Annotated in this window: 16 protein-coding genes; 4 read left to right on the top strand and 12 right to left on the bottom strand. The window is 42.3% G+C overall.

Annotation, left to right across the window (positions count from 1 at the left end; all coding sequences use genetic code 11):
• Window positions 1–27 precede the first annotated feature (27 nt).
• Together BS636_RS06285 and BS636_RS06280 are read left to right on the top strand one after the other, a co-directional pair.
• Window positions 28–393: an RcnB family protein gene (locus BS636_RS06285; protein ID WP_099338015.1), complete on the top strand. Its 366-nt coding sequence runs from the start codon at window positions 28–30 to the stop codon at window positions 391–393.
• Between the two features lie 160 nt (window positions 394–553).
• Window positions 554–1,159, top strand: a complete 606-nt coding sequence (locus BS636_RS06280; RefSeq protein WP_099339614.1) for a hypothetical protein — start codon at window positions 554–556, stop codon at window positions 1,157–1,159.
• Between the two features lie 123 nt (window positions 1,160–1,282).
• Here the strand turns inward: BS636_RS06280 and BS636_RS06275 are convergent, their stop codons facing one another.
• The 12 genes from BS636_RS06275 to BS636_RS06220 all read right to left on the bottom strand — a co-directional run bounded on the left by BS636_RS06275 (window position 1,283) and on the right by BS636_RS06220 (window position 11,249).
• On the bottom strand, window positions 1,283–1,816 hold the full coding sequence (locus BS636_RS06275) for a DUF4411 family protein (RefSeq protein WP_099338014.1): 534 nt from the start codon (window positions 1,814–1,816) through the stop codon (window positions 1,283–1,285).
• Between the two features lie 3 nt (window positions 1,817–1,819).
• Window positions 1,820–2,950 (bottom strand): XRE family transcriptional regulator, encoded by a 1,131-nt coding sequence (locus BS636_RS06270; protein ID WP_099338013.1) that lies wholly within the window; start codon window positions 2,948–2,950, stop codon window positions 1,820–1,822.
• Window positions 2,951–3,057: 107 nt separating this feature from the next.
• Window positions 3,058–3,477 carry a F0F1 ATP synthase subunit epsilon gene (locus tag BS636_RS06265; RefSeq protein ID WP_099338012.1) on the bottom strand — a complete coding sequence of 140 codons (420 nt, stop codon included), beginning with the start codon at window positions 3,475–3,477 and terminating at the stop codon, window positions 3,058–3,060.
• 26 nt (window positions 3,478–3,503) lie between these two features.
• Window positions 3,504–4,898, bottom strand: coding sequence for a F0F1 ATP synthase subunit beta (gene atpD, locus BS636_RS06260; protein WP_099338011.1), 1,395 nt, complete (start codon window positions 4,896–4,898; stop codon window positions 3,504–3,506).
• Between the two features lie 30 nt (window positions 4,899–4,928).
• On the bottom strand, window positions 4,929–5,798 hold the full coding sequence (gene atpG / locus BS636_RS06255) for a F0F1 ATP synthase subunit gamma (protein WP_099338010.1): 870 nt from the start codon (window positions 5,796–5,798) through the stop codon (window positions 4,929–4,931).
• 88 nt (window positions 5,799–5,886) lie between these two features.
• Window positions 5,887–7,431, bottom strand: a complete 1,545-nt coding sequence (atpA, locus tag BS636_RS06250; RefSeq protein ID WP_099338009.1) for a F0F1 ATP synthase subunit alpha — start codon at window positions 7,429–7,431, stop codon at window positions 5,887–5,889.
• 43 nt (window positions 7,432–7,474) lie between these two features.
• Window positions 7,475–8,011 (bottom strand): F0F1 ATP synthase subunit delta, encoded by a 537-nt coding sequence (locus BS636_RS06245; RefSeq protein WP_099338008.1) that lies wholly within the window; start codon window positions 8,009–8,011, stop codon window positions 7,475–7,477.
• 12 nt (window positions 8,012–8,023) lie between these two features.
• Window positions 8,024–8,494: a F0F1 ATP synthase subunit B gene (locus tag BS636_RS06240; protein ID WP_004814248.1), complete on the bottom strand. Its 471-nt coding sequence runs from the start codon at window positions 8,492–8,494 to the stop codon at window positions 8,024–8,026.
• A 39-nt stretch (window positions 8,495–8,533) separates the two neighbouring features.
• Window positions 8,534–8,779, bottom strand: coding sequence for a F0F1 ATP synthase subunit C (gene atpE, locus BS636_RS06235; protein WP_000424060.1), 246 nt, complete (start codon window positions 8,777–8,779; stop codon window positions 8,534–8,536).
• 82 nt (window positions 8,780–8,861) lie between these two features.
• Window positions 8,862–9,737 (bottom strand): F0F1 ATP synthase subunit A, encoded by an 876-nt coding sequence (atpB, locus tag BS636_RS06230; RefSeq protein ID WP_099338007.1) that lies wholly within the window; start codon window positions 9,735–9,737, stop codon window positions 8,862–8,864.
• 103 nt (window positions 9,738–9,840) lie between these two features.
• Window positions 9,841–10,239 (bottom strand): ATP synthase subunit I, encoded by a 399-nt coding sequence (locus BS636_RS06225; protein ID WP_004814246.1) that lies wholly within the window; start codon window positions 10,237–10,239, stop codon window positions 9,841–9,843.
• A 173-nt stretch (window positions 10,240–10,412) separates the two neighbouring features.
• Complete coding sequence (locus BS636_RS06220) at window positions 10,413–11,249, bottom strand: metal ABC transporter solute-binding protein, Zn/Mn family (protein ID WP_099338006.1); 837 nt, start codon at window positions 11,247–11,249, stop codon at window positions 10,413–10,415.
• Window positions 11,250–11,386: 137 nt separating this feature from the next.
• Here BS636_RS06220 and BS636_RS06215 point away from each other — a divergent pair, with 137 nt between their 5' ends.
• Both BS636_RS06215 and znuC read left to right on the top strand, forming a co-directional pair.
• Window positions 11,387–11,884 (top strand): transcriptional repressor, encoded by a 498-nt coding sequence (locus BS636_RS06215; RefSeq protein ID WP_099338005.1) that lies wholly within the window; start codon window positions 11,387–11,389, stop codon window positions 11,882–11,884.
• Entirely contained in the window at window positions 11,866–12,648 is a 783-nt protein-coding gene (gene znuC, locus BS636_RS06210) for a zinc ABC transporter ATP-binding protein ZnuC (protein ID WP_099338004.1), read from the top strand. Before BS636_RS06215 ends, znuC begins: the two co-directional genes overlap by 19 nt.
• Window positions 12,649–12,650: the final 2 nt, after the last annotated feature.

The following is a 12,650-nucleotide window of genomic DNA, read 5'->3' as shown; positions in this document are numbered from 1 at the left end:
AAACAAACCGCCATGTTAAGGTGAAGTATGAAAACTCTAGTAAAAGCAATTGTTTTATCGATCTCAACTGCATTCATTGCGACATCTGCTATGGCTGCGCCGCAAGACCATCAGCCGCCTAAACCATATGCTCAACAACATCATAAAGCACCAGCGCCACAGCATCATGCACCGCAGCATAAACAGGTTTATAAAAAAGTTGATCCATCACGTGATTGGAAAGTAGGTCAAAAGGTTCCAAACCAATACCAAAGCAAAGTGTATAAAGTGGATCACAGCAAATATAAAAAGCTGAGCAAACCAGGTCGCAACCAGCAATGGATTAAAGTAAATGGCGACTATGTTCTGATGAATGTGGTTAACGATAAGATCGTTAAAATTATCGCAGGTTAAATCCTGTCCTCCTCGGTGAAAAAAGAGCGCTTCGGCGCTCTTTTTTATGTTTGAATAACGGTAGTAAGGCTTTTTTTGTTATTCATTTGCAAATCTTCGTATTTTCTACAAATTCAGCCCCTATATTAGGTCATGTAAGCAGTAGTCTATGAGCACCCCCATGAAATTGAAGCAAATTTTCCAAAATAGTGTATTACCCTTTGCCTTATTTGCAGGTGCGCTGAGTTTACTGGGATGCGATGAAGTTTCAGCTCCTGTTTCTCATACCGAGAAGCCAGTTCAACAGGAAGTAGAAAGTGAACAGGTGGAACAGCAAGAAACTGCTGAAGTACGTACGTCTTCTGCCAACCTAAAAAGTGGCAATATGTTCTATATCGTTCGTGATGTTGCAGATTTTCAGCTCAAAGCGAGTGACTATGTCGAGCAGCTCAAACAGACTCAAACTGAATTAGAAACTGCGGTAGATAGCAAAGATACAGCTCAGCTTCAGGCGGCTACCACTCAATTACAGCAACAGCTTACTGGCTTCAATAAAACTTTAGGCAGCTTAAATCTAAAAAGTCAGGAAGTGGATCAGGTGCGTAGTAATATCATGACCGCTAACCAGCAGGCACTGGCTTCTCCATTCTTAAATGGACAAATGGATTTCAGCAAAGTGGACTTTAAAAAGCTGGAACAGCAAATGGGTAACGTTCAAATGGAAATGCTGAAACTGGCTGCCATGATGATTCCTGAAAGTTCTTCAGAAGATAGTTCAGAAAGTTAATTAATTTTAAGTTGTAGTAAAGCCCATTCAATGAATGGGCTTTTTTAATTTAAGAATCTTCATCTAATGAGATTGTGAATACGAAGTTTAAGATAAAAATTGTAGGGAATAAGGATTTTTCTATTAATACCTATGACCCAAATAATTAAATAAATTAAACCAATTCATGCATTCAACCTGAAATAATTCACATAGATTCGGTACTTTTATATGCCTTTGATGCTCAGGATTTTGCCAATTTAATATTTTAGATCTAGTTTCAGAAGTTAGAACTATTGCATTATTACCCAAAGATTTAGCAAAACTCACAATATCCGAATCACCGTAATTATCACGAATTACATGAGGACTCCTACTTGCAGCTCGAAACCCCAGTAAAGTTTCTTTAAGTTCAAGCGTAGATGAACCAAACTCATCTGTATCAGGGAAGTGTACTTTATATTCAGTAATAAACTTATCAAAAATAGAAGCATCTAAATCGTGTAATGTTATGTAGGAAGTTACTTCTTCATGAATTGATGGAGTAATAAAAAATCTAATTTGATTAGCAGCTACACATGCCTGAAGATTCCCCCATAAGCCCTCAAAAACTTGAGTACCATAGAACCTATAGCATAAATCTAATACAGCATTTGCATCTAAACTAATCATTTTCATTTTTTAAAACACCTTAGATTGCAACTTATTAAAAGAATCTACACTGTTTTTATCATTGTATCGTAAGATCTGTTTTGCCGTAGATGATGGTATAGCCTCACTCCACATAGCACTCATAACCTTTTCAACAAAGTTATAACCAAAATAATTTAATACTATAGAATGTTTTGGAGGACCTGCTTTTCTTTCACCATCATTTCTACGTTCTAACTCATGAAGATATTCAGATAATTCGCTTTGAGAAATATATCCTATATTCTTAAACTGTATAGCAATAGCGGCCTTACTTGCTTTAGTCAAATTTCTAATTATTAAGATATTGTCTTCTAATCCTTTGAGATTATCGTAGTATTTTTCAATAATTTTAATAGGAGCAACTACATTACCCGCTACTGCATCACAATATCTTTCAATTCTATTTGTTTCTGAAGATAATATTTTACCGTCAAAAATGCTCTGCCCTAACCCTAAATGAACTAACTCATGTATTAGTGTGAATAGTCTTCTGGAATAACTCTGCCCACTACTTAATATACCAATGAGTGGTACGTATTCAAAATACAGACACAGACCATCAGAACCAAAATCCTCTTTTGGCTTCTCTAAAACTAGAATTGACTTTTCTTCTACTAAAGCTCTCCATGATTTATAGTAATCATCATTATTTTTTAAAGTTTTTTTATAATCATAGAATCCAAAATAAGAAATAATATTTTCAGCATCTTGTTCAGGATTATCTCCACATAGTTTCAAATCAAACTTTAATGGTTTTTCATCTAAACTCTGCAAAATATCTAGATAAGTTTGTCTGACAGAGCAAAATTCTTGAATTAATGCTCTATCTCTATAAGAATTTTTAATATAGTTTTTTTTGTTCCTAAATTCAGTTAGTTCTGGTTGAGATCTTTCATAAAAAAAACTATCAGAACTAAGGTAAATAGTCGGAACAAAAAGTCTTTCTCCAATCTTTTGGAGTTGGGATAGCTTAAATATTTTATCTTGTGAATCTAATGCTTTTTCTATTTTATTTTGTGATATACCTGTTTTTTGAGCGAGTTCAGCTGCTGATATACTCATATCAGACATATAACGCTTTAGCGCATTAGATGAGTGTTTAACTAGTTCAACAGTCATATTAGAGCTGAATACTCCTTGATTTGTACAAATATTACACTAACAACAATAGTTAAAGCCATAAAAAAACCACCCTTTCGGGTGGTTTTTCAATCTTAAACCGTCTCTTATTGAGCGCGGTTTTTGATTTTGCGGATCGTTTCCAGCTGAGCAGCAGTTTCTGCAAGAGCAGCCAAAGCAGCAGCAGCGTCCAAATCGCCCTTTTGATTCGCAAGCAATTGTTCAGCATGTTTACGCGCTTCAAGAATTGCAGCTTCATCTAAGTTTTCTGCACGGACTGCTGTATCAGCAAGAACCGTAACAACATGCGGTTGAACTTCTAGAACACCACCAGATACATAGATTAATTCTTCTGTACCGTTTTCCAAAATAACGCGGATCGCGCCAGGTTGGAGCAAAGTTACCAGCGGAGCGTGACCAGGCATAATACCTAACTCGCCGCCAGCACCTTTAGCAATTAGCATAGTTACAGTGCCTGAGTACAAAGACTCTTGAACACTTACAACGTCACATTGCATAGTCGCCATGAGAATCTCCTAAATTAGGGAACTAATTAAAGTTTCTCAGCTTTAGCAATCACTTCGTCAATACCACCAACCATGTAGAACGCTTGTTCTGGGATGTGATCGTATTCACCAGCTAAAAGACCTTTAAAGCCACGAATCGTTTCTTTAAGCGGTACAAGTTTACCAGGAGCACCAGTAAACACTTCAGCTACGTGGAACGGTTGAGAGAAGAAACGTTGGATCTTACGTGCACGGTATACAGTAAGTTTGTCTTCTTCTGCCAATTCGTCCATACCAAGAATTGCGATAATGTCTTTCAGTTCTTTATAACGTTGAAGAACGTTTTGAACTGCACGAGCGATTTCGTAATGTTCTTGGCCAACTACAAGTGGATCTAACTGACGTGAAGTAGAGTCAAGTGGATCGATCGCTGGGTAAATACCAGAAGATGCGATGTCACGGCTCAATACAACAGTTGCGTCCAAGTGAGCGAACGTAGTTGCAGGCGATGGATCTGTTAAGTCATCGGCAGGTACGTATACCGCTTGGATTGACGTAATAGAACCAGACTTAGTAGATGTAATACGTTCTTGAAGAACACCCATCTCTTCTGCAAGCGTAGGCTGGTAACCTACAGCAGATGGCATACGACCCAAAAGTGCTGATACTTCAGTACCTGCTAGCGTATAACGGTAGATGTTGTCTACGAACAATAAAACGTCACGGCCTTTACCGTTTTCGTCTTTCTCGTCACGGAAGTACTCAGCCATAGTCAGACCAGTCAACGCTACGCGTAAACGGTTACCTGGTGGCTCGTTCATCTGACCGTAGACCATTGCTACTTTGTCAAGAACGTTAGAGTCTTTCATCTCGTGATAGAAGTCGTTACCTTCACGAGTACGCTCACCAACACCAGCAAACACAGATAAACCTGAGTGAGCTTTCGCGATGTTGTTGATCAACTCCATCATGTTTACAGTTTTACCAACACCGGCACCACCGAACAGACCAACTTTACCACCTTTCGCGAACGGGCAAAGTAAGTCGATGACTTTAATACCAGTTTCTAGAAGGTCAGTAGAAGCCGCTTGTTCTGCATAAGAAGGCGCTTGACGGTGAATAGGTAAACGCGCTTCAGTCGCAACAGGACCAGCTTCGTCGATAGGGCGACCAAGAACGTCCATGATACGGCCAAGAGTCGCTGTACCAACTGGTACAGAGATCGGCGCGTTAGTGTTAGTTACGTTCAAACCACGCTTAAGGCCTTCAGTAGAACCCATTGCAATAGTACGAACTACGCCATCACCAAGTTGTTGCTGAACTTCTAATGTAGTTTCAGTACCGTCAACTTGGAGAGCGTCATAGATCTTAGGAACGCTGTTACGTTCAAACTCGACGTCGATAACCGCGCCGATGATCTGAATGATACGACCGCTACTCATTGCTGTCTCCTCAATTCAAACTAATATATGTTAAACGGCAGCGGCACCACCAACGATCTCAGAAATTTCCTGAGTAATCGCGGCTTGACGCAGCTTGTTATAAATAAGTTGTAGGTTCTTGATCAACTCACCCGCGTTATCAGTTGCAGCTTTCATTGCAACCATACGAGCAGACTGCTCGCACGCGATGTTTTCGATCACGCCTTGATACACCACAGACTCGATGTAACGAACCAACAAGCCATTTAAAAGCTCTTCAGCTTCAGGCTCGTAGATGTAGTCCCAACCGTATTGACGGTTAAGCGTCTTGTCTTCTTCAGCAGCTGCTAAAGGAACAAGCTGTTCGATCTTTTGGTTTTGAGTCATGGCGTTAACAAAGCCATTAGACACTAGATAAATACGATCTAACTCGCCTTTATCAAACGCGTCTAACATCACCTGTACAGAACCAGATAACTGTTCAAGACTTGGAGTGTCGCCCACTTGAGTGGTCGCACCAAGCACTTTACCGCCGTAGTTTTTAAAAAACGAAACCGCTTTTTGACCAATCAAAGCAAATTGAACTTCAATTGACTGCTCTTGTTGCTGTTGAACGTGTTTTACCACTTTCTTGAACAGGTTAATGTTCAAACCACCAGCAAGGCCACGATCTGAAGACACAATGATATAGCCAACGCGCTTCACAGGGCGTTCAACCATATAACGGTGTTTATATTCAGGATTCGCTTGTACCAAATGAGCAATTACACGGTGCATATTTTCGGCATACGGACGGCCTTGAGCCATGCGCTCTTGCGCACGACGCATCTTAGAAGCTGCTACCATCTGCATCGCGCGAGTAATTTTCTGCGTGCTTTTGATACTAGCTACTTTGGCGCGAATTTCTTTTAAATTTGCCATACGCTTAACCTAGTATTCGAAGGCCCTTACGAGCCCTCGAAGGTTGATTCCGTGAACCAAACCAACACCAATCTAGCAAGTTGCTAAATTAGTAAGTTTGAGTCGCTTTGAACTTTTCAATACCAGCTTTGAATTCAGCTTCGATATCTTTATCCCAAGCACCAGTCTCGTCAATTTTTTGCATTAACGCAGCGTGTTCTGAACGGAAGTAAGCAATTAACGCAGCATCAAATGCAACGATTTTCTTAACTTCTACGTCAGCCATGTAGCCTTCGTTAGATGCATAAACTGATACAGCTTGGTCAGCGATTGAGTATGGAGCATATTGTTTTTGCTTCATAAGCTCAGTTACGCGTTGACCGTGTTCAAGCTGTTTACGAGTTGCTTCGTCAAGGTCAGAAGCGAACTGAGCAAACGCTGCCAATTCACGGTACTGTGCAAGTGCAGTACGGATACCACCAGACAATTTCTTGATGACTTTAGTCTGCGCAGAACCACCAACACGAGATACAGAGATACCCGCGTTCACAGCAGGACGAATACCTGCGTTAAACAATGATGTTTCAAGGAAGATCTGACCATCAGTAATAGAAATTACGTTTGTTGGTACGAATGCAGATACGTCACCTGCTTGAGTTTCAATAATCGGCAATGCAGTTAATGAACCAGTTTGGCCTTTAACTTCACCGTTAGTGAATTTCTCAACGTAGTCAGCAGATACACGAGAAGCACGTTCAAGTAGACGTGAATGTAGATAGAACACGTCACCTGGGTAAGCTTCACGACCTGGTGGACGACGAAGAAGCAATGAAATTTGACGATATGCTACAGCTTGTTTAGACAAGTCATCATAGATGATCAGAGCATCTTCACCGCGGTCACGGAAGTATTCGCCCATTGTACAGCCAGAGTATGGAGCCAAGAACAGCATTGCTGCTGGATCGGCTGCAGCTGCTGCTACAACAGTTGTATACGCCATAGCGCCAGTTTCTTCTAGCTTACGTACAACGTTTGCGATAGTTGATTGTTTTTGACCAACTGCAACATAGATACATTTAATGCCAGAGTTTTTCTGAGCGATGATCGCATCGATCGCCATAGCTGTTTTACCAGTCTGACGGTCACCAATGATCAACTCACGCTGACCACGGCCTACTGGGATCATTGTATCTACTGATTTATAACCAGTTTGTACAGGTTGATCCACTGATTGACGCCAAATTACGCCTGGTGCTACTTTTTCAACAGCATCAGTAAGTTTTGCATCAATAGGGCCTTTACCATCAATCGGGTTACCAAGAGCATCTACTACACGGCCTAAAAGTTCTGGACCAACCGGAACTTCTAATACACGACCTGTGCAACGCGCTTTTTGACCTTCTTGAAGGCTTAAGTAGTTACCTAAAACAACGACGCCCACTGAATCCTGTTCTAGGTTCAGTGCCATACCGTATAAGCCGCCGTCGAATTCGATCATTTCACCGTACATTGCATCAGCAAGGCCGTGAATACGCACAATACCGTCGGATACCATAACAATGGTACCTTCGTTTTTAGCGGTCGCGCTGGTGTCCAGATCGCCGATACGCTGTTTAATGAGCGCACTGATCTCGGATGGATTCAGTTGTTGCATTGCGCTATACCTCAATCTTTTTAAAGTTCAGTCTTCTTATTTCTTAGGCAAGAAGACGAGTACGCATTTTTTCAAGCTTATTAAGCGCAGAATCATCTATCACTTGGTCGCCTGCACGAATAACCACACCCGCGATCAACGCCGGGTTAACTTCTACAGAAACATTTACCGCCGCTTCGAATTTTTTCTCTAATGCGTGAGTAAGAAGTTGTTCCTGTACAGAAGTTAATGGGAATGCTGATTCAATCACAACATCCACAGTATTGTTATTCTGTGATTTGAGCTGTTCATATTCTGCAGCAATTTCAGGAAGCAAAGCCAAACGTGCGTTTTCAGCAAGCATAGTCAAAAAGTTTGACACTGCAGGCGTTTGGTCTTCGCCTAAAACTTTAGCAAAAAGTGCCACCTGCTCAGCAGGTGTCAACTCAGGGCGATTTAGATAAGCTGAAAATGCTTCGTCTTGCACCGCAGCACTGAGCAATTCAAGTGCAGTTGACCAAGAGTCAGCTGTACCTTGCTCAGAAGCGTAAGCAAATGCTGCTTTTGCGTAAGGGCGTGCTAACGTCAAGAGTTCAGCCATAATCCGCCTCTCTTAAAGTTTAGCAGCCAGCTGAGTCAGCATGGCATTGTGAGCTTCTGCGTCAACTTGCTGGCTAAGAATTTTCTCAGCGCCAGCAACTGCAAGAGCAGCCACTTGTTGACGTAATTCTTCGCGAGCAGAATTGATTTCAGTATCAACAGCTTCTTTAGCCTGTTGACGAATACGCTCACCTTCAGCTGATGCTTGAGTACGAGCTTCTTCTACCAATTGCGCTGCACGACGGTTCGCTTGTTCGATCAATTGAGCCGCTTGTGCTTTTGCCGCGTCTAGTTCAGCTTTCACTTGTGCTTGCGCATCTGCAAGGTCAGCCTTCGCTTTTTCAGCAGCATTTAAGCCATCAGCGATTTTACGCTGACGTTCACTAATCGCATTGATTAGTGGTGGCCATACAAACTTCATGCAGAATGCGACAAAAATCGCAAACGCAATCGCTTGGCCAAACAATGTGAGGTTGATATTCATTGCAAATTCCTCAAATAGTGAATTTCGGAATTAAGCTGATTAACCTACAAATGGATTAGCGAAGATGAAGAACAAGCCAATACCAACACCGATCATAGGCACAGCATCAAGAAGACCCGCGATTAAGAACATACGAGTTTGAAGTTGTGGAGCCAATTCTGGTTGACGAGCTACAGCTTCAAGGAAACGGCCGCCTAGAAGACCAAAACCAATCGCAGTACCTAAAGCACCGAAAGCGATCAAGATAGCAGATGCAATTGCAACTAGACCTAAAGTGAGTTCCATGATAATTCCTCAGAGGTTAGGTTTATACCAAATTAAGTTAAAAAATTGTGCCCAACCATCCCGTGACAGTTAGGCAATACCATTAATGCTTTTCGCTTGCCATGCTCAAGTATACGATAGTCAGCATCATGAAAATGAATGCTTGTAGCGTAATAACAAGAATGTGGAAGATCGCCCAAGGCACAGATAACGCCCACTGGATCCAGAACGGTAATAACGCGATAAGAATGAAGATTAACTCACCCGCATACATGTTACCGAACAGTCGTAGAGCCAATGAAACTGGACGTGCAAGGAAGGTTACCAATTCAAGAATTAAGTTCACTGGAATGAGTAACGCTTTTGCAACTGGGTTACTTGGGTTAAATGGGTTAAGTGCAAGCTCACCAACGAAACCGCCAATGCCTTTCTCACGAATACTGTAGAACAAGATAAGCGCAAATACAGACAATGACATACCAAGGGTAATGTTAGGGTCAGTAGATGGAACGATCTTGAAGTAAACGTGGTGCGGATCAATACCAAATGCACTACCAATCACGTGTTGAGCGACATAAGGAATCCAGTCAACAGGGATTAAGTCCATCGCGTTCATGAGGAAAATCCACACGAAGATGGTTAGCGCTAGTGGAGCGATCAAACGCGATTTTCCGTGGAAAGTATCGCGTACACTTGAGTCAACAAACTCGATGATCATTTCGATTGCAGACTGGAACTTGGTAGGAACACCAGAGTTTGCAGCTTTCGCTACGAGCCAGAATAACAAACAGAAAATAACACCAAGGCCGATTGACCAACCCATTGAATCCAAGTGAATAGCAGTGAACCCCATCTGTTGAGCTTCAGCACCATTCTCGGCCAATTTCCATGTACCGTCCGGCATTTTGCCATAGGTCATGTTGGTCAAGTGGTGCTTGATGTACTCGGTCGAAGTAAGGGCATGTTCTTCAGCAGCCATAAATCACACCTGGTCAATGTCAAAAACTAATGAAACTTGCGAATATCGCGTGCTGCTTGATATCTCGCTTATTTCTGAAAAAACTTTTCAATTTTTGCTGCGCTTAAACTCGTCTTTGTAGACGTGACACCCAAAACGGAGCGACCCACGACATGGCTTGAACGAGTATAAAACCACAAAACAATGCAACCGGGGATAACGGCTTGACATTGCTTAAAATCAAAATGAATCCAACAATCACAATTGCAAACTTACCGAGCATGCCCCTATACATGTTCGATAGAACTTGTTTGGAAGCTCGCGCGCCCGCAGCACGAAACGACTGCCAGCTAAAGTAGCAGGTCGCCAGCCAACATACGAATGCACCCAAGGCTGCACTCAAGGCTGCGGTTGTGTCCTTCAGAACCCAACCTAACAACGCTGAAACGGGTATCATTACTGCTTGCAAGATGACTAAAGCTTTCGCTAATCGTCGGTCAATCAAGCGACTAGTTCGGCTCATTATTTATTCACTCACAGCAATCATGCTTGACAAGTTTAGCTGATGATTATTTTTAATCGCAGGCATTATAGAGTTACACCCCTTAACATGCAATCTTTTCCCGAGCTTAGCTTTGAAAAATTCGATGCTTCAATCGTTTTTAAACTAGGCAAAACTCGATCACTTTTTAATCATTATCGTGAATTTAGCACACATTTGCTGGTTTGATCAGCTAATTGTTGCCAACCTTGTATAAAGTCCCCTGCCCCACTCATGCTTTCGTCTACATGCTGGAAAACTACCGGGTTCAGTTTTCGGTACTGATTGGCATTGGCATGACCTTCAGCCAGTAAACACATTTTGGTCTGTGCTCGAGTGTCCTGCAGGAACTTGATCTGAGCAACGGTTGGTGACACATGCGGGTCATCGGTCATTGCTCCCATGAACTTCAAATTCAGCGGACGCTCCAGATATTGATAAGCATCATGATAAGACCAGTACGGACGTGGTTTGGAAGTTGAATTATAACGTTGTGCCGTAATCAGCATGTTCTGTGCAAAAGCACGTGCATTTTTCCAGTAAGTTTCACGGTACTGTGGCATTTGCTGTGAACGTAGCGCAGCAATAAAGAAACCAATGCGCACTGCATTATTTGGATCAAGCCAGACATGTGTATCAACCGTATTCTTTAAGGCTTCACCACGCGGATTACGCATTGGCAATGGGTTAATAATGTTGGAATCCAGAATAGCGATACTTTTATTACTTTCTTCGAGTACTTTTGCTAAAGGTGCTTCATGCGCCTGTCCCAACCAGATTACCAGCCCAGCATCCTGAATCGTTTTACGGTGTGCTGGAGTTAAGCTGACATCATGTCCGGTCTGATTAGCCAATAATAAGGTGGGCTGTTCTACGCCTTGGGTAATTTTTTTGGCAATCAGATAAATCGGATGCGTAGACACCACCAGACTTTGTGACCAACTGAGGGTACTAAATAAAGCCAAGGCACAGAACGCAAAGAAACGGGACATGGGAGAAAATCGCGGTAAAAACTTAAGTGTTATAATATAACAAATTCGTAAAAATACCTATGCCCAATCGAAACTGATAACGCTTCATGGTAAGATTTAAAATTCTTTTAATTTCAGTTTCGCACTTGAGGTGAACTATGGGTTCCTGTTCGCACGAACACCACAACGCATTGCACGGCGTACACGATCATCCAAACGTGGAGCAACGTCTGGCTGAAGCGGAAAGCCTTTGTGTAGCAACGGGTGCGCGACTTACTCCCTTACGTAAGGAAGTGCTCGAACTGATTTTAAATGCCTCAGGTCCAATGGGTGCCTATGACCTGCTGGCCAAGATTAAAAATAATAGTGATCGTCCAGCGGCACCACCGACCGTATACCGCACCCTCGACTTTTTATTAGAAAAAGGCTTTATTCACCGTCTGACTTCTATTAATGCCTATATTCCATGTTGTCATCCACGTGAAGGCCATCAAGCAGCTTTCCTGATTTGTACTGAATGTAAGGCAGTCAAAGAAGCATCGGCACAAGGTTTACTGGATCAGCTGGCTGCGCTGGCTGCATCAGATGATTTTATTGCCCATCACAGTATTATTGAGATTTCAGGAATCTGTCAGCAGTGTCGCAACAAAGCCTAACTCCCGCACCGCTGATTCAACTTTCCAAAATTTGGGTCAATATCGATGAGCGGGATATTTTAAAAGCGATTGATTTCTCTTTGCAGGAGAAAGAGATTGTCACGCTGATTGGTCCCAACGGTGCCGGTAAGTCGACCTTAATAAAAGTTATGCTCGGGATCGTAAAGCCAAAATCAGGTGAGATCAAAACGGCGCGTAAGCTGAAATTCTCTTATGTGCCACAAAAATTCAATCCTTCACATAGTCTACCACTCCGCGTGAAAGATCTACTGGCATTAGAAAAATGCCCGTCAGCTATTAAAGCTGAAATCATCCGCGATACTGGCATTGCCAAGTTAGAAAATTCCAAAGTACAACAGCTTTCTGGCGGTGAACGTCAGCGTGTATTATTAGCTCGTGCCTTATTACGCCAACCAGACATTCTGGTCCTAGATGAACCGATGCAGGGTCTAGACATTCAGTCCGAAGCTGAACTGTATGAATATGTGCGCAGTCTGCCAGAAAAATATGGCTGTGCCATTTTAATGGTATCGCATGACCTGCAATGGGTGATGCAAGGCACGCATCGTGTAGTGTGTCTGAATAAACATATTTGTTGTAGCGGGCTACCGGAAAACGTGCAGCAGCATCCAGAATATCAGGCCATTTTTGGCACCAACCGCGTGTTCTACCAGCATCATCATGATCACTGTGCCCATGGTGACTCCGCAACACCTTGTCAGCATGATGCACGACCGCATATTCACCCCGAGCCGGAAACTTAAGC

It is taken from the genome of Acinetobacter sp. LoGeW2-3 (assembly GCF_002688565.1).
In the GTDB taxonomy this organism is placed as follows: Bacteria; Pseudomonadota; Gammaproteobacteria; order Pseudomonadales; family Moraxellaceae; genus Acinetobacter.
The sequence above is the reverse complement of the archived record's forward strand: the minus strand, read 5'-3'. Positions and strand labels throughout refer to the sequence as shown.

Coding starts and splice junctions, on each gene's coding strand:
- BS636_RS06285 (WP_099338015.1), top strand. CDS start 28: ATGAAAACTCTAGTAAAAGCAATTGTTTTATCGATCTCAACTGCATTC.
- BS636_RS06280 (WP_099339614.1), top strand. CDS start 554: ATGAAATTGAAGCAAATTTTCCAAAATAGTGTATTACCCTTTGCCTTA.
- BS636_RS06275 (WP_099338014.1), bottom strand. CDS start 1,816: ATGAAAATGATTAGTTTAGATGCAAATGCTGTATTAGATTTATGCTAT.
- BS636_RS06270 (WP_099338013.1), bottom strand. CDS start 2,950: ATGACTGTTGAACTAGTTAAACACTCATCTAATGCGCTAAAGCGTTAT.
- BS636_RS06265 (WP_099338012.1), bottom strand. CDS start 3,477: ATGGCGACTATGCAATGTGACGTTGTAAGTGTTCAAGAGTCTTTGTAC.
- atpD (WP_099338011.1), bottom strand. CDS start 4,898: ATGAGTAGCGGTCGTATCATTCAGATCATCGGCGCGGTTATCGACGTC.
- atpG (WP_099338010.1), bottom strand. CDS start 5,798: ATGGCAAATTTAAAAGAAATTCGCGCCAAAGTAGCTAGTATCAAAAGC.
- atpA (WP_099338009.1), bottom strand. CDS start 7,431: ATGCAACAACTGAATCCATCCGAGATCAGTGCGCTCATTAAACAGCGT.
- BS636_RS06245 (WP_099338008.1), bottom strand. CDS start 8,011: ATGGCTGAACTCTTGACGTTAGCACGCCCTTACGCAAAAGCAGCATTT.
- BS636_RS06240 (WP_004814248.1), bottom strand. CDS start 8,494: ATGAATATCAACCTCACATTGTTTGGCCAAGCGATTGCGTTTGCGATT.
- atpE (WP_000424060.1), bottom strand. CDS start 8,779: ATGGAACTCACTTTAGGTCTAGTTGCAATTGCATCTGCTATCTTGATC.
- atpB (WP_099338007.1), bottom strand. CDS start 9,737: ATGGCTGCTGAAGAACATGCCCTTACTTCGACCGAGTACATCAAGCAC.
- BS636_RS06225 (WP_004814246.1), bottom strand. CDS start 10,239: ATGAGCCGAACTAGTCGCTTGATTGACCGACGATTAGCGAAAGCTTTA.
- BS636_RS06220 (WP_099338006.1), bottom strand. CDS start 11,249: ATGTCCCGTTTCTTTGCGTTCTGTGCCTTGGCTTTATTTAGTACCCTC.
- BS636_RS06215 (WP_099338005.1), top strand. CDS start 11,387: ATGGGTTCCTGTTCGCACGAACACCACAACGCATTGCACGGCGTACAC.